The organism is Pseudomonas sp. 65/3-MNA-CIBAN-0223, assembly GCF_040310425.1.
Taxonomy (GTDB): Bacteria; Pseudomonadota; Gammaproteobacteria; order Pseudomonadales; family Pseudomonadaceae; genus Aquipseudomonas; species Aquipseudomonas gregormendelii.
In genome coordinates this window covers 260216-282365 of sequence record NZ_JBEOPV010000004.1, presented here as the reverse complement: position 1 = coordinate 282365, position 22150 = coordinate 260216, and the positions used below count along the sequence as shown (strand labels likewise).

General features: G+C 61.1%; 23 protein-coding genes and 1 pseudogene. 12 read left to right on the top strand and 12 right to left on the bottom strand.

Translation table 11 applies throughout. The features are described 5' to 3' along the window. Nucleotides 1-854: 854 nt before the first annotated feature. The 6 genes from rluB to AAEZ09_RS06275 form a co-directional block, all read right to left on the bottom strand. The gene (gene rluB, locus AAEZ09_RS06300) at nt 855-2123 is read right to left on the bottom strand and encodes a 23S rRNA pseudouridine(2605) synthase RluB (protein WP_045058865.1); all 1269 of its coding nucleotides are present in this window, start codon (nt 2121-2123) and stop codon (nt 855-857) included. A gap of 155 nt (nt 2124-2278) precedes the next feature. Then, the gene (locus tag AAEZ09_RS06295; protein WP_045058864.1) at nt 2279-2470 is read right to left on the bottom strand and encodes a DUF1289 domain-containing protein; all 192 of its coding nucleotides are present in this window, start codon (nt 2468-2470) and stop codon (nt 2279-2281) included. Nucleotides 2471-2601: 131 nt separating this feature from the next. After that, entirely contained in the window at nt 2602-3636 is a 1035-nt protein-coding gene (scpB, locus tag AAEZ09_RS06290) for an SMC-Scp complex subunit ScpB (protein ID WP_205891928.1), read from the bottom strand. Between the two features lie 11 nt (nt 3637-3647). After that, nucleotides 3648-4466, bottom strand: coding sequence for a segregation and condensation protein A (locus tag AAEZ09_RS06285; RefSeq protein ID WP_045058862.1), 819 nt, complete (start codon nt 4464-4466; stop codon nt 3648-3650). Then, nucleotides 4467-5096 carry an L-threonylcarbamoyladenylate synthase gene (locus tag AAEZ09_RS06280; RefSeq protein WP_045058915.1) on the bottom strand — a complete coding sequence of 210 codons (630 nt, stop codon included), beginning with the start codon at nt 5094-5096 and terminating at the stop codon, nt 4467-4469. Between the two features lie 13 nt (nt 5097-5109). Next, nucleotides 5110-5973: a PHP domain-containing protein gene (locus tag AAEZ09_RS06275; protein ID WP_045058861.1), complete on the bottom strand. Its 864-nt coding sequence runs from the start codon at nt 5971-5973 to the stop codon at nt 5110-5112. Between the two features lie 87 nt (nt 5974-6060). On the opposite strand from AAEZ09_RS06275, the gene AAEZ09_RS06270 reads away from it, so the two are divergent. The 6 genes and pseudogenes from AAEZ09_RS06270 (at nt 6061) to AAEZ09_RS06250 (ending at nt 10073) form a co-directional block, all read left to right on the top strand. Then, nucleotides 6061-6657: a septation protein A gene (locus AAEZ09_RS06270; protein WP_122838617.1), complete on the top strand. Its 597-nt coding sequence runs from the start codon at nt 6061-6063 to the stop codon at nt 6655-6657. 1 nt (nt 6658) lies between these two features. Next, nucleotides 6659-6958 carry a YciI family protein gene (locus tag AAEZ09_RS06265; protein ID WP_350598661.1) on the top strand — a complete coding sequence of 100 codons (300 nt, stop codon included), beginning with the start codon at nt 6659-6661 and terminating at the stop codon, nt 6956-6958. Between the two features lie 101 nt (nt 6959-7059). After that, a pseudogene (locus AAEZ09_RS29385) lies at nt 7060-7141 on the top strand (translation initiation factor 2); the annotation flags it as partial. 7 nt (nt 7142-7148) lie between these two features. After that, nucleotides 7149-7826: a response regulator transcription factor gene (locus AAEZ09_RS06260; RefSeq protein WP_122837916.1), complete on the top strand. Its 678-nt coding sequence runs from the start codon at nt 7149-7151 to the stop codon at nt 7824-7826. Nucleotides 7827-8105: 279 nt separating this feature from the next. After that, a complete protein-coding gene (locus AAEZ09_RS06255; protein WP_122837915.1) occupies nt 8106-8555 on the top strand; it encodes a Spy/CpxP family protein refolding chaperone in 450 nt (149 codons plus the stop codon). Nucleotides 8556-8732: 177 nt separating this feature from the next. After that, complete coding sequence (locus AAEZ09_RS06250) at nt 8733-10073, top strand: sensor histidine kinase (protein ID WP_350598658.1); 1341 nt, start codon at nt 8733-8735, stop codon at nt 10071-10073. Nucleotides 10074-10169: 96 nt separating this feature from the next. On the opposite strand, the gene AAEZ09_RS06245 is transcribed toward AAEZ09_RS06250, so the two are convergent. Further along, nucleotides 10170-10736 (bottom strand): NAD(P)H nitroreductase, encoded by a 567-nt coding sequence (locus AAEZ09_RS06245; protein WP_350598656.1) that lies wholly within the window; start codon nt 10734-10736, stop codon nt 10170-10172. Nucleotides 10737-10858: 122 nt separating this feature from the next. Between AAEZ09_RS06245 and AAEZ09_RS06240 the strand changes: the two genes are divergently transcribed. Further along, on the top strand, nt 10859-12313 hold the full coding sequence (locus tag AAEZ09_RS06240; RefSeq protein ID WP_045058854.1) for a TrkH family potassium uptake protein: 1455 nt from the start codon (nt 10859-10861) through the stop codon (nt 12311-12313). Here AAEZ09_RS06240 and AAEZ09_RS06235 read toward each other — a convergent pair. After that, the gene (locus AAEZ09_RS06235) at nt 12270-13331 is read right to left on the bottom strand and encodes an AraC family transcriptional regulator (protein ID WP_350598653.1); all 1062 of its coding nucleotides are present in this window, start codon (nt 13329-13331) and stop codon (nt 12270-12272) included. The genes AAEZ09_RS06240 and AAEZ09_RS06235 overlap by 44 nt on opposite strands. Before the next feature lie 161 nt (nt 13332-13492). Here AAEZ09_RS06235 and AAEZ09_RS06230 point away from each other — a divergent pair, with 161 nt between their 5' ends. Together AAEZ09_RS06230 and AAEZ09_RS06225 are read left to right on the top strand one after the other, a co-directional pair. Beyond that, nucleotides 13493-13804: an Mpo1-like protein gene (locus AAEZ09_RS06230; RefSeq protein WP_045058852.1), complete on the top strand. Its 312-nt coding sequence runs from the start codon at nt 13493-13495 to the stop codon at nt 13802-13804. A gap of 27 nt (nt 13805-13831) precedes the next feature. After that, on the top strand, nt 13832-14422 hold the full coding sequence (locus AAEZ09_RS06225; protein ID WP_350598651.1) for an HD domain-containing protein: 591 nt from the start codon (nt 13832-13834) through the stop codon (nt 14420-14422). Between the two features lie 20 nt (nt 14423-14442). On the opposite strand, the gene AAEZ09_RS06220 is transcribed toward AAEZ09_RS06225, so the two are convergent. Beyond that, complete coding sequence (locus AAEZ09_RS06220; protein ID WP_045058850.1) at nt 14443-15258, bottom strand: UDP-2,3-diacylglucosamine diphosphatase; 816 nt, start codon at nt 15256-15258, stop codon at nt 14443-14445. A gap of 135 nt (nt 15259-15393) precedes the next feature. Here AAEZ09_RS06220 and AAEZ09_RS06215 point away from each other — a divergent pair, with 135 nt between their 5' ends. Both AAEZ09_RS06215 and AAEZ09_RS06210 read left to right on the top strand, forming a co-directional pair. Next, the gene (locus AAEZ09_RS06215) at nt 15394-16158 is read left to right on the top strand and encodes a helix-turn-helix transcriptional regulator (RefSeq protein ID WP_205891922.1); all 765 of its coding nucleotides are present in this window, start codon (nt 15394-15396) and stop codon (nt 16156-16158) included. Nucleotides 16159-16242: 84 nt separating this feature from the next. Further along, complete coding sequence (locus tag AAEZ09_RS06210) at nt 16243-17136, top strand: DMT family transporter (RefSeq protein WP_350598648.1); 894 nt, start codon at nt 16243-16245, stop codon at nt 17134-17136. Here the strand turns inward: AAEZ09_RS06210 and AAEZ09_RS06205 are convergent. Then, entirely contained in the window at nt 17130-17417 is a 288-nt protein-coding gene (locus AAEZ09_RS06205; protein ID WP_205891920.1) for an Rdx family protein, read from the bottom strand. The genes AAEZ09_RS06210 and AAEZ09_RS06205 overlap by 7 nt on opposite strands. Before the next feature lie 71 nt (nt 17418-17488). Between AAEZ09_RS06205 and AAEZ09_RS06200 the strand changes: the two genes are divergently transcribed. Beyond that, on the top strand, nt 17489-19678 hold the full coding sequence (locus AAEZ09_RS06200) for a patatin-like phospholipase family protein (RefSeq protein WP_045058846.1): 2190 nt from the start codon (nt 17489-17491) through the stop codon (nt 19676-19678). Between the two features lie 115 nt (nt 19679-19793). On the opposite strand, the gene AAEZ09_RS06195 is transcribed toward AAEZ09_RS06200, so the two are convergent. Both AAEZ09_RS06195 and AAEZ09_RS06190 read right to left on the bottom strand, forming a co-directional pair. Then, nucleotides 19794-21557, bottom strand: a complete 1764-nt coding sequence (locus AAEZ09_RS06195; RefSeq protein WP_350598645.1) for a motility hub landmark protein FimV — start codon at nt 21555-21557, stop codon at nt 19794-19796. A 127-nt stretch (nt 21558-21684) separates the two neighbouring features. Continuing rightward, nucleotides 21685-22119 (bottom strand): MarR family transcriptional regulator, encoded by a 435-nt coding sequence (locus tag AAEZ09_RS06190; protein WP_045058845.1) that lies wholly within the window; start codon nt 22117-22119, stop codon nt 21685-21687. Between the last annotated feature and the right edge of the window lie 31 nt (nt 22120-22150).

Below are 22150 nucleotides of genomic sequence, written 5' to 3'. Positions count from 1 at the left end.
TGATGATGTTCAGTAGACGTGCTGCTCGGGTTGCGATTTCAAGCAGCGCCGATCAAACCCCAGCGCAAGCACCAGGAGTTCAGCGTATTTACAACGTTCATGCGTCACCTGTTTGTTTTTATCTGTGACGAAATCGAACCCGACGCGCTTGTGGCGCAACGGAGTTAACAAGGCGGATAGCCCTGAGGTTTGCGCTGGTGCGCAGGAAGTCACAGTTAAAACGCGGCGCATTGTACACCTGTAACCCCCTGCTGCCAGACCCGCTGGATCAGCGTGTCATTTGCCGGGATTGCCTGTGTCCGCCCCGGCAGTGCCGGACGGCTGCAAAAACTGATTCAGACCTTTGCAGGTCTTCGACGGGGACGACAGGAAAATCGCCCCTCGGAGAGAGGTGGAGTTGGGTCACGGCGTTCATTGCGCCTCCTTATTTTTATGCACCTGCACGGCAGGCATGGGGCGCATCTGATCCTGCTATGGAGGTTGAAACAAGCGCGATAGAGGGCTTGGGAATCCATAAGGTCTGGGCTAGCGGAAGGATTTCCTTACACCCGGCGGGAAGTAGCTGAAGCACTGGGTAATTCGTCAAGATCTCGTTACAGCGTGTAACGACGGATTTCCAATCGACATGCTTTGGTGTCTTCGCTGGTGCCATCGCGGGCAAGCCCGGCTCCCACAGGGATATCCGCCGAACACAAATGCTGCGTCCACCTCCAATACCCTGTGGGAGCGACGGTGCGACGTGCTCGCGAAGGCGGACTGCCAGGCGCCGCAGCATTTGAGCCAGACAAAAAAAACGCCACCCCGAAGGATGGCGCTTTTCACTGACGACTTACCGCTTGAAGCTTACCGCTGCTTCACTCCGGCTTGCGACGCCCGAAGCCCGGACGCTGACCCGAACCGGCCGGCGCGCCACGGCGCTTGCCTGATGGCGCATCCTTGTCGACCAGGACAATGCCCGGACGCTTTTTCGCGGCTGGCTTGGCTGGACGCTTGGTGTCCGCTGGACGATCCGCCACTGGCGTACCGCGACCGGCGGGAGCGCCGCGATCACTGCGACCACCGGCTGGCGCGCCACGGCCTTCACCGCGCTCGGTACGGCCATTGGCCGGACGCGGCGTGCGTGGCCCGCGCTCGCCATCGGCGCGAGGAGCCGCCGGCTTGCGGGCCGGACGTTCGCCTTCGATGTGCGGCTCACGGGCCGGACGCGGGTTGGCAGCTGGAGCACCGGCGGCTGGACGCAGGGTCCGTACACGCTCGGTGGTGCCCATCGGACGCGACGACTTGCGCTGCATCCGCTCGAGCTTGTCTTTGCTCTTGGCGTTCATCTGCGGCATGGCCACAGGCGTCAGGCCAACCTCGGCACTGAGGATGTCGACTTCGTACTGGCTCATTTCGCGCCAGCGACCCATCGGCAGGTCGGAGTTGAGGAACACCGGACCGAAACGCACGCGTTTCAGGCGGCTGACCACCAGGCCCTGGGATTCCCACAGACGACGAACTTCGCGGTTACGACCTTCCATCACCACGCAGTGGTACCAGTGGTTGAAGCCTTCGCCACCTGGCGCCTGCTTGATGTCAGTGAACTTGGCCGGGCCGTCTTCGAGGACAACCCCGGCTTTCAAGCGCTCGATCATCTCGTCATCCACTTCGCCACGCACACGTACCGCGTATTCACGGTCCATCTCGTAGGAAGGATGCATCAGGCGGTTGGCCAGCTCACCGTCAGTGGTGAACATCAGCAGACCGGTGGTGTTGATGTCCAGGCGGCCGATATTGATCCAGCGACCTTCTTTCGGGCGCGGCATCTTGTCGAAAACGGTTGGACGGCCTTCCGGGTCATTGCGGGTGCAGATTTCACCGTCGGGCTTGTTGTACATGATCACGCGGCGAACCGACTCGGCGGCCTCTTCGCGCTTGATCACCTTGCCATCGATGGTGATGGCGTCATGCAGGTCGACGCGCTGACCAAGGGTGGCGTCTTTGCCATTGACCTTGATGCGGCCATGGCTGATCCACGCTTCCACGTCACGGCGCGAGCCTACGCCGATACGGGCGAGGACCTTCTGCAGTTTTTCGCCTGCTGGGCCGATTTCCTGGTCGTCTTTCTGGTCGTTGATACTCATCTGGGCACCTCCCGGTGTGGTCTGTTCAGGAAGCGCTGATAAGGCCTCCTGAAGCGTTGTCTATCTGGTACTTGGGCGAAGGGATCGCCGAAGGGTCGCGAATCATACGCGCATGCGCGGATTTACGCATCAGAGACTAGCGCAGGCAGACCAGGTTATTTGCTTTTGCGCCGAGCGGTAGGGCCGAGCGCGATCAGGCGTAACGCGGCTTCGGCGAGCACGGTGCGCTTGTCGACCTTGTCGAGCTTCTTCCACGACTTGATCTCGCGCTTGCTGCGGCCGCAGCCGATGCAGATGTCGTCGGTGAATTTGCAGACGCTGATGCAGGGGTCTTTGGTTGAGCTCACTTGAGGCCTCAAAAATTAAAGTCAAAAGATCGCAGCCTGCGGCAGCTCCTACATGACCGGGTACAAATTGATACCGGTGGCAAACGCGGTCCTGTAGGAGCTGCCGAAGGCTGCGATCTTTTGGCAGCACCTCAGTCTTCGAATTCGCGGCGTTCAGCTTCGATGGCTTCGGCCAGAGCGCGGGCTTCGGCTTCCTCGTCACTCAACTCAGATTCGGGCTCCGGTTTGTGCTGTTCGAGGGCAGCGACGGCGGCCAGTAGTTTTTCGCGAGCTTCGGCAACGCCAAGCACATCGTCGTCCGGTTCCTCTTCGAGTGTGGCGTCAGGCTCGGCGTGAAGTTCAACTTCAATCGCAGGTTCTGGCTCAACCTCAACCTCAACTTCCATCTCAGGCTCAATCTCGGATTCAGATTCAGGCTGATCCTGAAACTCATCACTTTGGGTCACCGCACCATCGCGCAACAGATCATCGAAATCGGTCTTGAGCCCCTCCTCCATGGTGTCCAGTTCCAGCAGCAAGGTATGGAAACTGGTTTCCTCCTTGGGCTCCTCCGGTTCGGCACTGGCGTCGGCCAGCTCTTGCAGGCTGGCAGGTACGGGGGCGTCGTCGAAGTCGAGCACCGGGTCGGGCTCCAGCTCGCGCAGCTCTGCCAAGGGTGGCAGATCGTCCAGATTCTTCAGGTTGAAATGGTCGAGAAACGCCTTGGTGGTGGCGAACATCGCCGGTTTGCCGGGCACGTCGCGGTAGCCGACGATGCGGATCCACTCGCGCTCAAGCAGGGTCTTGACGATGTGGCTGTTGACCGCCACACCCCGCACGTCCTCGATTTCACCCCGGGTGATCGGCTGGCGATAGGCGATCAACGCCATGGTTTCGAGCATGGCCCGGGAATAGCGCTGCGGGCGCTCTTCCCACAGGCGCCCGACCCACGGCGAGAATTTTTCGCGGATTTGCAGGCGATAGCCGGAGGCGACTTCCTTGAGTTCGAAGGCACGACCATCACAGGACTTGGCCAGAATCGTCAGGGCCTTCTTGAAGACCGGTGGCTCCGGGCGCTCGGCCTCTTCGAAGAGTTCAAACAGACGTTCAAGCGATTGCGGTTTTCCCGAGGCCAACAGGAAGGCTTCAAGCAGTGGTGCCAGCTCGCGGGGTTCAGTCAGGTTCATGATTCAACTCGTTATTCGGCTCGGGCCCGCACGTGGATCGGCGCGAACGGCTCATTCTGCACCAGCTCGACCAGGGATTCCTTGACCAGTTCGAGGATCGCCATAAAGGTCACCACCACCCCCAGGCGCCCTTCCTCGGCGGTGAACAGCTCGACGAAGGGCACGAACCCGCCGCCCTTGAGCCGCTCCAGTACATCGCTCATGCGCTCGCGGGTGGACAAGGCTTCGCGACTGACCTGGTGACTTTCGAACATGTCGCCCCGGCGCAGCACCTCGGCCATGGACATCAGCAACTCCGCCAGGCTGACGTCCGGCACCAGCTTGCGCGCCCGCGCCTCGGGGGCATCAAGCCTGGGCACCACGACATCGCGACCAACCCGGCTCAGGCCATCGATGCCTTCGGCTGCGGCCTTGAACCGTTCGTACTCCTGCAAGCGCCGGATCAGTTCGGCGCGGGGATCGTCTTCCTCGGCCTCGATCGACTCCGCCCGAGGCAACAGCATCCGCGACTTGATCTCGGCCAGCATCGCGGCCATCACCAGGTATTCGGCCGCCAGCTCCAGGCGCACCGACTGCATCAACTCGACATAGCCCATGTACTGGCGGGTAATTTCCGCGACCGGAATGTCGAGAATGTTGATGTTCTGTTTGCGGATCAGGTACAGCAGCAAATCGAGGGGGCCTTCGAAGGCTTCGAGAAAGACCTCGAGAGCATCCGGCGGAATGTACAGGTCCAGCGGCATTTCCATTACCGCCTGGCCATAGACCATGGCGAAAGGCAGCTCCTGTTGGGCGCCGGCCTGAGTGTCGACGGGCTCTACTGCCGACATCTAGGCTTCGGCCATGAACGGCGCAGGGTCGCCGCAGCCGACGCGGATCACTTCCGGCTCGCCATCGGCAAGACTGATCACGGTGGAGGCCTTGATCCCGCCGACGCCGCCGTCGATGATCAGGTCGACCTGATGCTCGAGCAGCTGGCGCATTTCGTACGGGTCAGTCAAGGGATCGGTGTCACCCGGCATGATCAGCGTCACGCTCATCAGCGGCTCGCCCAGCTCTGCGAGCAAGGCCAGGGCAATCGGATGACTCGGCACACGCAGGCCGATGGTGCGCTTTTTCGGGTGCAGCAACAGCCGCGGGACTTCCCGTGTCGCGTTGAGAATGAAAGTGTAGGGGCCCGGAAGATGGGCCTTCAGCAGGCGAAACGTACCGGTATCAATCTTGGCGAACAGGCCCAATTGCGAAAGATCGCTGCAAATCAGCGCAAAATTGTGCTTTTCATCCAATTGACGCAAGCGACGCACACGCTCAACCGCATTCTTGTCGCCAATCTGGCAACCAATCGCATAGGACGAGTCCGTGGGGTAAATGACCACCCCGCCTTTGCGGATGATCTCGACCGCCTGTTTGATCAGGCGCGCTTGCGGGTTTTCCGGATGAATCTGGAAAAATTGACTCACATTCTCTACCTGTTCAGACGGCGGCAATAATTGGGTCATGTTTGAATCGAGACCAAAGTGGCGGCAGATCCTCCGGAAGCGGGCGATATTCGCCGATCTCGGACCAGCCTCCAGGGCCATGGAAATCACTGCCGGCGCTGACCAGCAGACCGAACTCACGAGCAAGAATCGCCAGGCTGCCGACCTGTTCGGCGGGCTGATGGCCATTGACCACTTCTATGGCGTGGCCGCCTGCTTGAATATAGTCAGAAATCAGCCGACGACGCTTGCTGCGAGTGAAATCGTAGTGCCATGGGTGCGCCAGGCTGACCCAGGCTTTCGCCGCGCGCAGGGTTTCTACCGTTTCTTCCAGGGTCGGCCAATGCTGCTTGACGTCCCCCAACTTGCCGGCACCCAGCCATTTGCGGAACGCCTCGGCGCGATCCTTGACGAAACCTTCGCGCACCATCCAGTCGGCAAAATGCGGACGGGCCGGCGCGTTGCCACTGTCGCCCAACTCCTGCTGGATGGCCCGTGCGCCTTCGAGCGCGCCCGGCATGCCCTTGAGCGCCAGCTTGCGGCTTATTTCCTCGGACCGTAACCAGCGGCCATCGTGCAACCGGGCGATAGCTTCGACCAGCGATGGCGCATTTACATCGAACCCGTAACCCAGCACATGAATGGTCGCGCCGCCCCAGGTGCAGGACAATTCGACGCCATTGACCAACTGCATGCCCAGCGCCGTGGCGGCCGTGCGGGCTTCATCCAGCCCTTCAAGGGTGTCGTGATCGGTCAAGGCCAGGACTCGCACGCCTTTCTCGAACGCACGCGCAACCAGAATCGCCGGCGCCAGGGCGCCATCGGAAGCCGTGCTATGGCAGTGCAGATCAACATTCACGGGGAAGTGTTACCTCAAATCAGCTGGCGCTATCGCGCGCCCATATGTTTGTTATTATGCCGCCACATCCTGCTTCTGGCTGCCACTGTGAAACAATTCATCGATTTCATCCCGCTTCTCCTGTTTTTCATCGTCTACAAACTTGATCCACGGGTCGTCGACATCGCCGGCCATGAGTTGACTGTAGGCGGTATCTACAGCGCCACCGCGATGCTGATCATCAGCTCCCTGGTGGTCTACGGCGCCCTGTTCATCAGCCAGCGCAAGCTGGAGAAGAGCCAGTGGCTGACCCTTATCGCCTGCCTGGTGTTCGGGGGCATGACCCTGGCGTTTCATAGCGAAACCTTCCTGAAATGGAAGGCACCGGTGGTCAACTGGTTGTTCGCCCTGGCGTTCATCGGCAGTCATTTCATCGGCGACCGCCTGCTGATCAAGCGCATCATGGGCCATGCATTGACCCTGCCAGACCCGGTCTGGACTCGCCTGAACATCGCATGGATCGGCTTTTTCCTGTTCTGCGGAGCCGCCAACCTGTTTGTCGCGTTCACGTTCCAGAGCTACTGGGTCGACTTCAAGGTTTTCGGCAGCCTGGGCATGACATTGTTGTTCCTGGTCGCACAGGGCATCTACCTGTCGCGCCACCTGCACGACACCGATACCACAACGCCAAAAACCGAGGACTGACATGCTTTACGCAATCATTGCCACAGACGTCGCCAACTCCCTGGAAGCTCGCCTGGCCGCGCGGCCTGCCCACCTTGAGCGCCTGCAACAGCTCAAGGGCGAAGGCCGAATCGTACTGGCCGGGCCGCACCCGGCGGTCGACAGCAATGATCCGGGCGCTGCAGGGTTCACCGGCAGCCTGATCGTCGCCGAGTTCGACTCCCTGAATGCCGCCCAGGCCTGGGCCGACGCCGAGCCCTACATCGCCGCGGGCGTGTACGCCAACGTTTCGGTCAAGCCGTTCAAGCAAGTCCTGCCTTAGTTTGTCCCCCACGATGAACCTTCCCGGGTTCATCGTGTTCTCAATCGCTCATCCTTCCCGTTTACCTGCCGACAACCTGCCCAATAACCGATTGGAATCAGGCGGGAGTTGCGCGGTTGGCCCTGCTGTGCGGTATCTTCGCCATCGGAGCAAGTCGAAAAACCTCGGCAATGGCTAAATTGAGTGATTCATGAGCGAGCTGTTATTAATTGATGATGACCAGGAGCTGTGTGAGCTCCTGTGCAGTTGGCTGGGCCAGGAAGGCTTTCAGGTCCGTGCCTGCCACGATGGCCAGAGTGCCCGCCGGGCCCTGACCGAAACTTCTCCCGCAGCGGTGGTGCTGGACGTCATGTTGCCGGACGGCAGCGGGCTGGAGTTGCTCAAGCAGTTGCGCAGCGATCATCCGGACCTGCCGGTATTGATGCTCTCGGCCCGTGGCGAACCCCTGGACCGGATTCTTGGGCTGGAACTGGGTGCCGACGACTACCTGGCCAAACCCTGCGACCCGCGGGAACTGACCGCCCGCCTGCGCGCGGTGCTACGGCGCAGTCATCCGGCGGCGGTGTCCAGCCAGGTGGAACTGGGCGACCTGTGCTTCAGCCCGGCGCGAGGCGTGGTCAGCATCGACGAACAGGAGTTCACCCTCACGGTTTCCGAAAGCCGCCTGCTCGAAGCGCTGCTCAAGCAACCGGGCGAGCCGCTGGATAAACAGGAACTGGCGCAGATCGCCCTGGGCCGCAAACTGACCCTGTACGATCGCAGCCTGGACATGCACGTGAGCAACCTGCGCAAAAAGATCGGCCCTCACCCCGACGGCCGCCCGCGCATCATTGCGTTGCGCAGCCGTGGGTACTATTACAGTCTCTGAAGCGCCCCCTTGCGATCGACATAAATCGCGCTCCCGGTAGGAGCTGCCGAAGGCTCCTACGGGGTTCTGCGAAATCAGGAGCCAGGGGAAATCAGGGGTTCGGCGAGATCAGAGATCGGTGAGATCATGAGTCCGGGGGATCAGGTGGTTAACTGGTTTGTCAGGCCGGGCCAAAATGCTCTTTACACAGGCTTTACGCTCCACTGACCGCCGCTTACCTTGGTCTCGATAATCTGTACTCATCCGGAACGTACCGGGAACGAGACAAGGAGATTCACCATGCGCAAGACTCTTATCGCTCTGATGTTCGCCACCGCCCTGCCGACCGTTGCCATGGCGATGCCTGAAGGCGCCGGCCCGATGGGTGGTCCGATGGATGGCCCGCGCCACGGCGGTCAGATGCACGGCATGCACGGCAAAGGCCCCTACGGCCAACTTGACCTGAGCCGCGAACAGCGCGAGCAGATCCGCAAGATCATGGGCGAGCAGATGCACGAGCGTAAGCAAGTGGTCGACAAGTACCTGGAGAAACTCTCCCCGGCCGACCAGAAAGCCATGAAAGATGAAATGGCCGCCAACCACAAGAAGGCCGAAGCGGACGTCCGCGCCCTGCTGAAACCGGATCAGCAGAAGCAATTCGACGAGATGCAGAAGAAAAAAGCTGAACGTCGCGCCGAATGGGCCGAGTTCAAGGCGTGGAAAGCGCAGCAACCGCAAAAAGCGCAATAATACGCTGACCACAGACCCAACGGCCCCCACCGTTGGGTCCTGTTTTTTGTAGGAGCGAGCTTGCTCGCGAAAATCGTCAACGAAAACGCGGGATATCAGACAGCCCACGTCGTACCTGCGTTTTTCGCGAGCAAGCTCGCTCCTACAGTGTTAATTCGTGTCTGCTGAGGACTTTCTGTGCGTTCACTGTTCTGGCGTATCCTGGCCAGCTTCTGGCTAGCCATCGCTCTGGTTGCAGGGCTTTCCATACTGCTGGGGCACATGCTCAACCAGGACGCATGGATCCTCAGCCGCCACCCGGGCCTCAACACCCTGGCCGAACAGTGGACGCAAACCTTCGAAGCCCAGGGCGAAGAAGCCGCGCAAGACATCCTTGAACAGCGCAAGCGCCAATACCATATCGACGTCCAGGTGCTGAACGAGAGCGGCGATCCGGTGGTTCGCGGCACTTTCCCGCGTCGCGCCGCAGCGTTCGAAGCACGCCAGAACGACGGTGATCGACGCCTGCCCTGGCGGCGCCTGACCGACGAGTACACCAGCGAAAAAACCGGCAACACCTACTTGCTGATCTACCGCATCCCGCACCCGGAACTCGACTCCTGGCACCGCGAAAGCCTGCTGTGGCCCTTGAGTGCGCTAGGCATCGCGCTGGTGGTACTCACCCTGTTCAGCCTGTTCGTGACCCTGTCGATCACCCGCCCGCTCAGCCGCTTACGCGGGGCCGTGCATGACCTGGGGCAAACCACCTACCAACAGAACAGCCTGGTCAAACTAGCCAATCGCCGCGACGAATTCGGCGTACTGGCCAATGATTTCAACCGCATGGGTGCGCGCCTGCAAAGCCTGATCGGCAGCCAGCGGCAATTGCTGCGCGATGTGTCCCACGAACTGCGCTCGCCCCTCGCCCGACTGCGTATCGCCCTGGCGCTGGCCGAGCGGGCCAACCCGGAAGAACGGCAGAAGCTCTGGCCTCGCCTGACCCGCGAGTGCGACCGACTGGAGGCGCTGATCAGCGAAATCCTGGTCCTGGCGCGGGTCGATGCCGACAATGCCAGCGCCGAAGACGTTGATCTGCATGCGCTGCTGCAAACCCTGCAAAAAGATGCCCAGCTGAATTCGCCGGAACAGCCCGTAAGCCTGGAAGCCGACTCGGCGCTCAGCCTCAAGGGCTGGCCAACGATGATTGAACGTGCGGTGGATAATCTGCTGCGCAACGCCCAACGATTCAATCCGCCCGGGCAATCGATAGAAATGCGGGCGACCCGGCAGGGCGAGCGGATGGTGATCAGCGTGCGCGATCACGGCCCCGGCGTGGAGGCCGTGCATCTGAGTCAGCTGGGAGAGCCGTTTTATCGGGCGCCGGGACAGACTGCCGCAGGGCATGGCCTGGGTCTGGCGATTGCGCGCCGAGCGGCGGAGCGGCATGGCGGGAGTCTGGTGCTAAGCAATCATCCGCAAGGCGGGTTCATTGCCAGTCTCGAATTGCCGTTGGTGCCAGGGGCCGTGGTCCAGCCGTAGCGATAGCGGTGTTGTCGGAAAGATCGCAGCCTCGTTTCACTCGACAGCTCCTACAGAACGCGCCGTCTTTGAAATGGGGCTGCGATCTGTCGATGTTCAGCGCTTGCCCGGCCAGGCGCTGACGAACTCATCAAGGTTCACTTTCTCCGCCACCCGCGGTTCTTTCTGCGGCGTGCCCAGGTAGAGAAACGCAATGACTTCCTCCCCCTCCGCCAAACCCAAGCCCTTGGCCACGTGGGGCGAATACGCCAGGTCGCCAGTGCGCCACACCGCGCCAATCCCCTGGGCATAGGCGGCCAGCAGGATGCCATGGGCCGCGCAACCCGCAGCCAGCAGCTGCTCGGATTTCGGATACTTCACGTGTTCCTGCAATCGCGCGATCACCACGACCACCAGCGGCGCTCGCAGCGGCCCGTTGCGCGCCTTATCCACCGCGGCTTCAGACACTTCGCTGTCCTGTTGCTTCGCCGCCTCAGCCAGCAGCTCGCCCATCTGCTCCCGTGCAGCACCCTCGATGGTCAGAAACCGCCAAGGCTGCAAATGACCGTGGTCCGGTGCGCGCATGGCTGCGGCGAACAGGGCCTCACGCTGCTCGGCGGTCGGTGCCGGGTCGAGCAGTCGGGGAACGGAAACACGGTTGAGCAAAGCGTCGAGAGCCTGCATCGGCCACCTCCAATGAAAAATGTTTGGCTATTCTAGCGGTAACTGCCGCAGGGATGCCGGTTTACATGCCCTGCCCCACAGGTAGAATGGCGCCCTTCCCTATTTCAGCCCGAGCGGACTTCATGGCGTTGCCGACCTTACGGATCATTGGTTTCATCATCGGCATCTTTCTGATCACCCTGGCCATCGCCATGGTCGTGCCCATGGCCACGCTGGTGATTTTCGACCGCACCAGCGACCTGCCGTCGTTCCTCTGGGCCAGCATGATCACCTTCGTCGCCGGCCTGGCGCTGGTCATCCCCGGTCGCCCCGAACACATACACCTGCGCCCGCGGGACATGTACCTGCTGACCGTCAGCAGCTGGCTGGTGGTGTGCATATTCGCCGCGCTGCCGTTCCTGCTGACCCAGCACATCAGCTACACCGACTCATTCTTTGAAAGCATGTCCGGCATCACCGCCACCGGGTCGACAGTGCTCAACGGCCTGGACAAGATGTCCCCCGGGATCCTGATGTGGCGCTCGTTGCTGCACTGGATCGGCGGCATCGGCTTTATCGGCATGGCAGTGGCGATCCTGCCGTTGCTGCGCATCGGTGGCATGCGCCTGTTCCAGACTGAATCCTCGGACCGCTCCGAAAAAGTCATGCCCCGCTCGCACATGGTGGCGCGTCTTATTGTTGCAGCCTATGTCGGCATCACCATCCTCGGCAGCCTGGCCTTCTGGTGGGCCGGGATGAGCCCCTTCGATGCCATCAACCATGCGATGTCGGCCATTTCCACCGGGGGCTTCTCGACCTCCGACCTTTCCCTGGCCAAGTGGACACAGCCCGCTGTGCATTGGGTGGCGATCGTCATCATGATCCTCGGCAGCCTGCCATTCACCTTGTACGTGGCGACCCTGCGCGGCAACCGGCGCGCCTTGATCAAGGATCAGCAGGTTCAGGGTCTGCTCGGGATGTTGCTGGTGACCTGGCTGGTGCTCGGCACCTGGTACTGGTGGACCACCCAGCTGCACTGGCTGGAGGCCCTGCGCCACGTGGCGCTGAACGTGACCTCGGTGGTCACCACGACCGGATTTGCCCTGGGAGACTACAGCCTGTGGGGCAATTTCTCGCTGATGCTGTTTTTCTACCTGGGGTTTGTCGGTGGTTGCTCAGGCTCGACCGCTGGCGGGATCAAGATCTTCCGCTTTCAGGTCGCCTATATCCTGCTCAAGGCCAACCTTAACCAATTGATTCACCCGCGCGCAGTGATCAAGCAGAAGTACAACGGACACCGGCTCGACGAAGAGATCGTGCGGTCGATCCTGACCTTCTCGTTCTTCTTTGCCATCACCATCTGCGTCATCGCCCTGCTGCTTTCGCTGCTGGGAGTGGACTGGATGACCGCGCTGACAGGCGCAGCCAGTACCGTGTCCGGCGTCGGCCCGGGGCTGGGTGAGACCATTGGCCCGGCGGGCAACTTCGCGACGCTGCCCGACGCCGCCAAGTGGATCCTGTCGTTCGGCATGTTGCTGGGCCGACTGGAGATCATCACGGTGTTTGTGTTGTGTATTCCGGCGTTTTGGCGTCACTGACCGGCCCAGGCGTGCCCGTCAACCGTGCCCGGTACTCTCCCGGCGTGGCGTCAAACCAGCGGCGGAACGCGCGGAAAAAGTTGCTGGGGTCGGCGAAACCCAACAGGTAGGCAATTTCCAGCAGGGTCATGCTGGGCTGGGCCAGGTACTGCTCGGCCATCTCGCGGCGAGTATCGTCGAGCAAGGCCTGGAAACTGGTGCCCTCTTCCTGTAACCGGCGCTGCAAGGTGCGCTGCGACAGGTGCAGCGTCTGCGCCACGGTGTCGCGCTTGGGTTCGCCCTGCGGCAGCAGCCGGCACAACACCTGACGCGCCTTGTGGGTCACTCGGCTTTCGGAAAACCGCGCCAGGTACTCGCCGGCAAACCGGTCATGCAACGCCGCCATCGCTTCATTGGCCGTAGGCAGCGGCGCCTCCATGTCGGCGCGCTCGAAAATCAGCGCGTCATAGGGCGCGCTGAATACCAGCGGGGCGTGGAATGTTTGGGTATAGGGCTCAAGGTTGACGGGGTGCTCACCCTGGAACATCACCTTGCGGGGTTGCAGGGTTCGCCCGGTCAGCCAGTTGCACAGCCCCAGGGCGCAGGCCAGGGAAGCCTCGGCGCTTTGCCGGGTCGGCGGCAGATGGTCGCCATGCACCGTCAGGATCAGCGCATAACCCTGGTCCAGCAGGCGGAAACTCAGGTCGGCACTTTCGGCGATGATCCGTTGATAACGCACCAGGCGCTGAAAACCTTCAACCAGAGTCTGGCTCGACATCAAGGCGTAGCCCGCCACATGAAAGGATGCCGGCCGCACCACTTTGCCCATGTTCAGGCCGATCGCCGGGTTACCCGACAGCTCGACCGCGCGTTGCCACAGTCGTGTCATGGAGTCCTGGGTAAAGCGCCCATCCGGGTCGGTCAGGGCCGCGTAGTCCAGCCCCAGCTGCCTGAACAGGACCCGACAATCCAGGCCGTCCATTTCCAGTGCCTTGACAATCCCCATCGCCCAGCTTGCAGAAGTCGTTCTTTCGCTCATGGCGTTTACTGTCTTGGTGAGCCGTCTACGGCGTCAGGTTTACCGAAGGATACTAAAGTGGCGCCTATTGTCACTGGCTGATGCCAATGATCACTCTAGACTTAAATAAGCTACCCGCAGAACAACTTGGCGCCAGAACAATAACCACAGAGACCGTTGTCGTGGAAAACATCAAACGTTTCAACAGCTTCGCCGAGTTCTACCCGTATTACCTCAGCGAGCACAGCGACAGTACTTGCCGACGATTGCACTTCATCGGCACCACCCTGGTTATTTTCATTCTGGCCATGACCATCGGCAAAGGCGCCTGGCTATTACTGTTGAGCCTGCCGCTGGCCGGTTACAGCTTCGCCTGGGCCGGGCATTTCTTTTTCGAGAAAAATCGTCCCGCGACCTTCCAGCATCCCTTTTACAGCCTGCTCGGCGATTTTGTCATGTACCGCGACATGATCCTGGGTCGCGTGCCGTTCTAGGAATCACCCGCTATTCGAGGACAGTCGATGAATGCCAATGCCCGCTTCACCCACATGCAGGACGGCACCCAGGAAGACTGGGCAATCATCGCTGCCGACTTCAGTGCCTACGCCAGGCAGTTACCGAAACGGATCGTGGCCCACCTGACGCTGCTCGAGGGTGACTTCGGTGGTTTTCCCGTGGATCGCCTGACCCACTCCCTGCAAACCGCAACACGTGCCTGGCGCGACGGCCGTGATGAGGAATATGTGGTGTGTGCGCTGTTGCATGACATTGGCGATACGCTGGGCTCCTATAATCATCCGGACATTGCTGCGGCGATCCTCAAGCCATTCGTCAGCACCGAGAATTTGTGGATGGTGGAAAAGCACGGGATTTTCCAGGGTTACTACTTTTTTCATCACTTGGGTATGGATCGGCATCTGCGCGAGCAATTCAGTGGTCATCCGCAGTATCAGGCGACCATTGATTTCTGTGCCAAATATGATGCGGCGGCGTTTGACCCCGCCTACGAAACGCTGCCGCTGAGCTTCTTCGAGCCGATGATGGAGCGCCTGTTTGCGCAGCCGAAGAACTCGATCTACAAGGCGGCGATGCATGAGCACTCACCAGCCTAGAATCAAAAGATCTTCTGATCTCAGGCAGGCTCACCCACCTTCTGCGCCGTCATCTGCTCTTCCCGCGCCTGTGCGTCCGCCAATCGATACAACTCGATCGAGCCGTCCCAGTGCTCGATCAGCGCCGTGCACGACTCAACCCAATCCCCGCAGTTCAAGTAATCCACGCCGCCCACCCGGCGGATTTCGGCATGGTGAATGTGCCCGCACACTACGCCGTGCAACTCGCGCTTCACGCACTCGTGGGCGATAGCCTCCTCGAAATCACTGATAAAGCTGACCGCGGTTTTCACCTTGTGCTTGAGGTAGGCCGACAACGACCAGTACCCATATCCATAGCGGGCGCGCCAGTGATTCAGCCAGCGGTTGAGCGTCAGGGTAAATTCGTAGGCCGAGTCCCCAAGAAACGCCAGCCAGCGGTGGTAGCGGGTGATCACATCAAACTGGTCGCCGTGGATCACCAGCAGATGCCGGCCATCCGCCGTGACGTGCACCGCCTCGTCGACCAACTGGATATTGCCCAGGATCAACTTCGAGTAACGGCGCAGGAATTCATCGTGGTTGCCCGTCACGTAGATCACCTCGGTGCCGCGCTTGCTCATGGTCAGCAGGCGGCGGATGACGTTGGTGTGCGCCTGGGGCCAGTACATGCCGCTACGCAGCTTCCAGCCATCGATGATGTCGCCGACCAGGTAGACCTTGTCCGCGTGGTAACCCTTGAGAAATGTGCTCAGGTGCTCGGCCTGGCAGTCCCGGGTGCCCAGATGCACGTCGGAAATCCACAAGGTCCGCACCCGCTGCTTGCGACCGGGTCTGGCGAGCTCGGCACTGGTCATTGGCAACGCTCCACGATGGTTTGGGCAACTGTGCGCCGGGCGGGTGAATCGCCCATGACAATGACGCGTCAGTCCTGTGACAACGCCGGGCGGCCAACGCGGTGTAGAATGCCCACCTTGCCCGGGAGACCTGCGATGAGACCGATCCTCACGCTCCGCCAATACACCAAGGACCTGATCATCCACAGCCACGACCATGCGCAGTTGGTGTTCGGGTTGTCGGGGGCGCTGGATTTCGAGGTGGGCGGGCATGGCAGCCAGGTGATACAGCAGAGTTTTGTGGTGGTGCCTTCCGGTTTTCATCACGCCTGCAACAGTGCCAACGGCAGCCGTTGCCTGGTGCTGGATATACCGAGCGATCAATGGGTGGCGCAGTCCCTGGGTGAGCATGCCGACGCCAGCCGACGCCTGCTCGACAGCGCCGCACGCCTGCCCCTCGATGCCGGGCAGAGCCAATTGGTGAGCTGGCTGGCGGGCAGCCAGGTCGACGACCCGCTGATTGCGCAACAGGGTGCCGTGCTGTTGCTGGCCAGTCTCAATAACGTCAAACCCGAGGTCATGGGGGGGCGTCGCCTGCCCTATGCGGCGTTGAATGCGCACATCGACCAGCACGCGGCCTATCCCCTGCAGGTCGCTGACCTCGCCCGCATCGCCGACTTGTCCAGCGCCCGCCTGCATGCCCGCTTCGTCGCCGAATGCGGGCAGACGCCGATGGATTACATCCGCAGCCGCCGCCTGCACCGGGCTGTCGAGCTGTTGCGCGACACCGTGCTGCCTATCGGCGAAATCGCCAGCCGGGTCGGCTACAGCTCGCAAAGTGCATTCGCCGCCGCGGTGTTGCGCGAGTTCGGCGCCTCTCCGGGAAAACTGCGACGCGAGGGCGGCGACAAAAGACGCTAGTCTGGCGACAGACGTATACGGCTCCTCCACGGTCTACTGTAGGAGCTGTATCGGCCGTGCTCACACATCGATCAAGGATCTGCAATGACTCCCCGTACCGCCCTTGGCGCCCTGCACATTGGTGCACTGATGTTCGGCCTGACCGGCGTGTTCGGCAAACTCGCGGCAGCCTCCCCGGCCGTAATCGTTTTTGGCCGCGCGGCATTCGCGGTGCTCGCCTTGGCGGTGTTTGCGCGCTTCGCCAGTGCCACCCGCTGGCAACCTCTCGAAGCCGTGGATTGGCGCCGATTGCTACTCAGCGGCGTACTGCTGGCCGGGCACTGGGTAAGCTTTTTCATCGCGGTGAAGGTTGCCGGTGTGGCGATTGCGACGTTGGGATTCGCCAGTTTCCCGGCTTTTACCGTGATCCTCGAAGGACTGATCTTCCGCGAGCGAATTCGCGCCAACGAAATTCTCCTGGTGGTGCTGGTGAGTATCGGGTTGGTGCTGGTCACGCCTGATTTCGACCTCGCCAGCGGCGCCACCACCGGCCTGCTGTGGGCAGTGGGTTCGGGCTTGCTCTTCGCTTTATTGTCGTTGACCAACCGCGCCAGTTCCTCACGGATTCCGCCGGTGCAGGCCGCGCTGTGCCAGAACGTGGTGGTCGCGCTGTGCCTGCTGCCGGTGGCCGCACCGCAATTGAGCGGAGTGCGCGCCCTGGACTGGCTGTGGATCAGCCTGCTCGGAATCTTCTGCACCGGTGTCGCTCACAGCCTGTTCGTCGCCAGCCTGGCGGTGATCAAGGCTCGCACCGCCGCAGTGGTGTTCGCCATGGAACCGGTATACGGCATCACCATGGCCTGGCTGCTGTTCAACGAAAATCCCACGCCACGCATGCTGTTCGGCGGCGCGTTGATCATCGTGGCGATTGTGGTCTCCAGCCGTCTTGCCGGCGGGTCAGACAAGAAAACCGTTGCTGCAGAGGCAGCCTCTCACTGAGTCCGGTCGTTGTGACCGAGGTCGCGGTCGGGGTCAATCTGATCCCGGACCCGCTGTTTCAACACCTTGGCCTCGGGAAAACCGCCGTCACTCTTGCGCTCCCAAAGCTGCACGCCATCACAAGAAATATGGAATACCCCACCCGTGCCGGGCACCAGCGACACCTTTCCCAGGTCGTCACCAAAGGTACTGAGCAGTTCCTGGGCCAGCCAGGCTGCGCGCAGCAACCACTGGCACTGGGTGCAATAGGTGATGACAATTTCCGGTTTGCTGGCAGGCATGATTGACGAGACTCCAGAGGCGAGGGGCGCCGCTATAATAGCGACCTTTTCCGCTGGTCCCGAGATTCATGATGCGCCATCTTCTGTCCTGCCTGCTGCTCTGCTTGCTGCCCATGATCGTCCAGGCCGCCGAGGCCCCCCGACCAAAAGTCGGCCTGGTGCTGTCCGGTGGCGCAGCCCGAGGCCTGGCGCACATTGGTGTGCTCAAGGCGCTGGAGGAGCAAGGCATCCAGATCGATGCCATCGCCGGCACCAGCATGGGTGCGGTGGTGGGCGGGTTATACGCATCCGGGTACAAGATCGATGAGCTGGAAAAGCTCGCCCTCAACATTGATTGGCAGCAGGCCCTGTCGGATGCGCCGCCCAGAGCTGACGTGCCGTTCCGGCGCAAGCAGGATGATCGCGACTTCCTGGTGAAGCAGAAACTCAGTTTTCGCGACGACGGCAGCCTCGGCTTGCCGCTCGGGGTCATCCAGGGCCAGAACCTTGCCTTGATGCTGGAAAGCCTGCTGGCCCATGCCAGCGATACCCGGGATTTTGACAAGCTGCCCATACCCTTCCGCGCGGTCGCCACCGACATTGCCAGTGGTGAGAAGGTGGTGTTTCGCAAGGGTCACCTGCCTCAGGTGATTCGCGCCAGCATGTCGATCCCGGCGGTGTTCGCCCCTGTCGAACTGGATGGGCGCCTGCTGGTGGACGGCGGCATGACCGATAACATCCCGCTGGATGTCGCCAGGGAAATGGGGGTCGACGTGGCGATCGTGGTCGACATCGGCACGCCCCTGCGCAACAGCAAACAACTGACCACCGTGGTCGACGTGCTGAACCAGTCGATAACCTTGATGACCCGCCGCAACTCCGAAGAACAGCTCGCCGCCTTGCACCCGGACGACATCCTGATCCAGCCGTCACTGGCGAGTGTTGGGGTGACCGACTTTGGTCGTGCCGAAGAAATGATCGAGGCAGGCTATCGCGCAACCAGGATTCTCGATGCACGCCTGGCGCAGCTCAAGCCGTCGCAGCCGCTGGATCCGGAGCTGAGCGCCGCCCGTGAGCCCAGTGAGCGCACGCCGATCATCACCGCAATCAAGGTCGAGAATGACTCGAAAGTCGGCGATGATGTCATTCGGTACTACATTCGCCAGCACATTGGTCAACCACTGGACCTGGGACGCCTGCAAACCGATATGGGCACCTTGTATGGCCTGGACTACTTCGAGCAGGTGCAATACCGAGTCGCCCACAAGGGCACTAACCACACCCTGATCATCACTGCCCGCGGCAAGCGCAGCGGCACGGATTACCTGCGGCTGGGCTTGAACCTCTCGGACGATATGCGCGGCGACAGTGCGTTCAACCTGGGCGCCAGTTACCGCGTCAACGGCATCAACCGCCTGGGTGCCGAATGGTTGACCCGCGCGCAGATCGGCGACCGCCAGGAACTGTACAGCGAGTTCTACCAGCCACTGGATGTCGGATCGCGATATTTCATTGCGCCCTACGCCGCCTTTGACGCGCAGAACGTCGAAGCCACCCTGGACAACGATCCGATCGCCCAATACCGGGTTGAGCGCTACGGCTTTGGCCTGAACGTAGGCCGCCAGATCGGCAACAGCGGCGAAGTGCGCCTGGGTGTTGGCGAAGCCTGGGGCAAGGCAGACGTGCGCATTGGCGACCAGGACCTGCCCAGCGAAAGCTTCAACGAAGGGTTTTATGAAGTGAAGTACTCGTTCGATTCACTGGATAACGTCTACTTCCCCCATGAAGGCGAAGACTTCGGCCTGGCCTTGCGGCAGTACGAACCCGGCCTGGGCTCGGACAATCGCTATCGACAATGGGAAGTCGCGCTGGACAAGGCCCTCAGCCACGGCCCGGACACCTTCATTCTCGGCGGCCGCTACGGGCGCACGCTCAATGACGCCAATGTGGTGACTTCCAGCTTCCTGCTCGGCGGAGCACGGCAGTTATCGGGTTTCAGGGAGGATGCGATTTCCGGGCAGAACATCAGCCTGATGCGCGCCGTCTACTATCGACGCCTGACACCGCGCTCGTACCTGCCGCTCGATTTCCCGCTGTATGCCGGTGGGTCACTGGAACGAGGTCGGGCGTGGAACAACGACAATGAGTTCGACAGTGGCTACATCAATGCCGCCAGCGTATTCATCGGCTTCGACACGCCCTTGGGTCCGCTGAACTTCAGTTACGGCTTTAACGATGCCGATGAGCAGGCCGTGTACCTGAACCTGGGGCAAACATTCTGAAGCCTGTGGGAGGGAGCCTGCTCGCGATTGCGGCTGGTCCGTCGCTATTTATGTCGACTGACCCACCGCTATCGCGAGCAGGCTCACTCCCACATTGATAACGACACATGCACTATCAGCGAATGCCGGCCAACAAACTCCGCGCGGTCTGCTTGAGTGGCTCATCGGCATCCTTGAGCAGCTCGTTGAGCAGCTCAATCGCGCTGTCCAGATCGCCGTCATCAATACAGGTCTGAGCCTGTTCGAGTTTGCCGGCGTTGTCCGGTTCAAGACTGAAGGGCTCAATTTCCAGCGATGAGTCCGGGTCACCGAATTCGGCGAGGAAATCGTCGTCCAGCCCCTGGGAATCCGCTGGCGCATCCCACTCCAGCTCGGGTTCGCCCAGTGACGGCTCCTCGGGCATTTCGAACACCTCGGGCAAGATGTGGAGGTTGGAGTGAAACGCCGGCTCTTCTGGAAGTGCGGGTGGCGGCGGAGCGCTGTCGAAGGGGCTGATCAGGTCCCAATTGGCGTCCATCGACAGGTCATCCAGATTCAACTGGAACTCATCGCCCTGGGCAACAACGGGCGCTGCGGCGATCACTGAAGCGACAACCGGCGCAGCAGCCAGCGGCGTCACGTTGTGCATTTTCGGGTGTCGGCTGCGAATGTCCTGCAGGGCCTGTGGGTCAAATCCTGAGTCGCGCAGCTGGGTTTCCTGGGCGTTATAGGCCGCCACATCGCCTTGTTTGCCGAGCACTTCCAGCAGTTGCACGGCTAGATCAGTGCGCTGTGGCTCTTTGGCCAGCGCCTCGCGCAGCAAACCGGCCGCCTCGGAAAATCGGCCATAGGCCATGTAGATACCCACGCCCTCCAGCACGTCGCCCGACGGCGCATCCTCTTGGTGATCAGCCGCCGATTTGGCCGGCGGTGCCTGCATTCCTACAGGATCATCAGCCACGGACTCAGGCCGGGAAGCAGGCACGGGAGCCTCCTGCGCCACCTCATCCGCCTGTTGGCGTTGGCGTTGGCGTTGGCGCCGCATGAACAAACCCAGGAGTACCAGGACCGCCAGGGCCAGAACGCCGAGAATCATTGGCCATTGATTGGCATCAGGCTGTTCAACGGCGACTACCGGCGGTGCCACGGCAACAGGTGCCGCGGGCGGTGCCTGTTGCAGTTCGGCCAACCGGGTTTGCAGTTCGATCACCTGCTTCTTGTGGGCGGCAATCTGTTCGTCCTGTGCCTGCAGCCGCGCATTCAGCTCAGTGATGGTCGCTTGCAGTTGTTGGTTTTGCAGGACGCTGGCAGCCAGCTGCTCTGCAGCGGGGTCAATTTCCGCTACCGGGGCAACAGCCTCGGCCTTGGGCGCAGCAGCTTTTTTCGGCGCTGGCGCTGGCGTGGCTGCCGCAGGCTTGACTGCAGGAAACGGAGAGTTTGGCGTGGTGGCGGCGGGTTCATCGACCACAGGAACAACACCCGGCGCGCCAGGAGGATCGATCAACACCGTGTATTCGCGCAGCACCCGCCCATTGGGCTGATTGAGCTGCACCAGGAAATTCAGGAAGGGTTCATTGACCGCTTTATTGGAGCTCACCCGGATCAGGCTGCGATTGCCCTTGAGGATTGGGGTGAACTTCAGGTCGTTGAGAAAAAACACGCGTTCAACACCCGCGCGGCTGAATTCGTCCGCCGTAGCAAGGTTGACCGACAGGTCGCCCTCTTCGAGCCCCGCCGCGTCCACCAGCGCGATGTCTGCCCGCAACGGCTGATTCAGCGCGGAATGCAGGGTGATTTCACCCAACCCCAGCGCAGGCGCCAATGCCGAGTAACACACAGCGCCACCCACCAGCAGCAGCCTGGTGCCACACCGCAAGACAACGTGCAAACTCTCAAGCATGAGCATCCCTTAGATAACCAGAACCAACCGTACGCGTTCGCACATCCGGTACGAACGCGATAATGCATAGTAGTTCTTTATAGTCCGCCCAACGGGCGATCTCAAAAGTCCTGCACGAAGCAACGAGTCAGGATTTTTCCAGGTTGGCCAGGATATGCCCGTGAACTCGCATGCATATCTTCAATTCCGCCTCATCAACGCCTTCAAACAGTTCCTGGCGCAGCTGGTTGGCAATGGTTTCAATCTGTTCAATCAACGGACGGGCCGGGGCGCAGAGGACGATTTTCTTCGCCCTGCGGTCTTCCACCACTGCCTGGCGCTGGACCAGACCCTGACTTTCGAGGCTGTCGAGCAATCTGGCCAGGGTCGGACCTTCTACGGCAACGCTTTGCGCCAACTCTCGTTGGGTCGGCGGCTCTCCGAAACGCGCGAGGTGCAATAGCACCAGCCAACGGGCCTGGGACAATCCCAGGCCCGCCAGGCGACGGTCCAGTTCGGCTCGCCAGCCACGGGACACCTGCGCCAACTGCATGCCAAAGCGGTGTTGATCGGTTAACGGCATAAAAAACTCATGGTTAGACTGAAATAGAGAA

What these genes read in the sequence shown, in the direction of transcription:
- AAEZ09_RS06215 (WP_205891922.1), top strand. Translation starts at nt 15,394, where the DNA reads ATGAGACCGATCCTCACGCTCCGCCAATACACCAAGGACCTGATCATC.
- AAEZ09_RS06260 (WP_122837916.1), top strand. Translation starts at nt 7,149, where the DNA reads ATGAGCGAGCTGTTATTAATTGATGATGACCAGGAGCTGTGTGAGCTC.
- AAEZ09_RS06245 (WP_350598656.1), bottom strand. Translation starts at nt 10,736, where the DNA reads ATGCAGGCTCTCGACGCTTTGCTCAACCGTGTTTCCGTTCCCCGACTG.
- scpB (WP_205891928.1), bottom strand. Translation starts at nt 3,636, where the DNA reads ATGAACCTGACTGAACCCCGCGAGCTGGCACCACTGCTTGAAGCCTTC.
- AAEZ09_RS06200 (WP_045058846.1), top strand. Translation starts at nt 17,489, where the DNA reads ATGCGCCATCTTCTGTCCTGCCTGCTGCTCTGCTTGCTGCCCATGATC.
- AAEZ09_RS06195 (WP_350598645.1), bottom strand. Translation starts at nt 21,557, where the DNA reads ATGCTTGAGAGTTTGCACGTTGTCTTGCGGTGTGGCACCAGGCTGCTG.
- AAEZ09_RS06225 (WP_350598651.1), top strand. Translation starts at nt 13,832, where the DNA reads ATGAATGCCAATGCCCGCTTCACCCACATGCAGGACGGCACCCAGGAA.
- AAEZ09_RS06190 (WP_045058845.1), bottom strand. Translation starts at nt 22,119, where the DNA reads ATGCCGTTAACCGATCAACACCGCTTTGGCATGCAGTTGGCGCAGGTG.
- AAEZ09_RS06255 (WP_122837915.1), top strand. Translation starts at nt 8,106, where the DNA reads ATGCGCAAGACTCTTATCGCTCTGATGTTCGCCACCGCCCTGCCGACC.
- AAEZ09_RS06240 (WP_045058854.1), top strand. Translation starts at nt 10,859, where the DNA reads ATGGCGTTGCCGACCTTACGGATCATTGGTTTCATCATCGGCATCTTT.
- AAEZ09_RS06265 (WP_350598661.1), top strand. Translation starts at nt 6,659, where the DNA reads ATGCTTTACGCAATCATTGCCACAGACGTCGCCAACTCCCTGGAAGCT.
- AAEZ09_RS06210 (WP_350598648.1), top strand. Translation starts at nt 16,243, where the DNA reads ATGACTCCCCGTACCGCCCTTGGCGCCCTGCACATTGGTGCACTGATG.
- AAEZ09_RS06205 (WP_205891920.1), bottom strand. Translation starts at nt 17,417, where the DNA reads ATGCCTGCCAGCAAACCGGAAATTGTCATCACCTATTGCACCCAGTGC.
- rluB (WP_045058865.1), bottom strand. Translation starts at nt 2,123, where the DNA reads ATGAGTATCAACGACCAGAAAGACGACCAGGAAATCGGCCCAGCAGGC.
- AAEZ09_RS06285 (WP_045058862.1), bottom strand. Translation starts at nt 4,466, where the DNA reads ATGTCGGCAGTAGAGCCCGTCGACACTCAGGCCGGCGCCCAACAGGAG.
- AAEZ09_RS06235 (WP_350598653.1), bottom strand. Translation starts at nt 13,331, where the DNA reads ATGAGCGAAAGAACGACTTCTGCAAGCTGGGCGATGGGGATTGTCAAG.
- AAEZ09_RS06220 (WP_045058850.1), bottom strand. Translation starts at nt 15,258, where the DNA reads ATGACCAGTGCCGAGCTCGCCAGACCCGGTCGCAAGCAGCGGGTGCGG.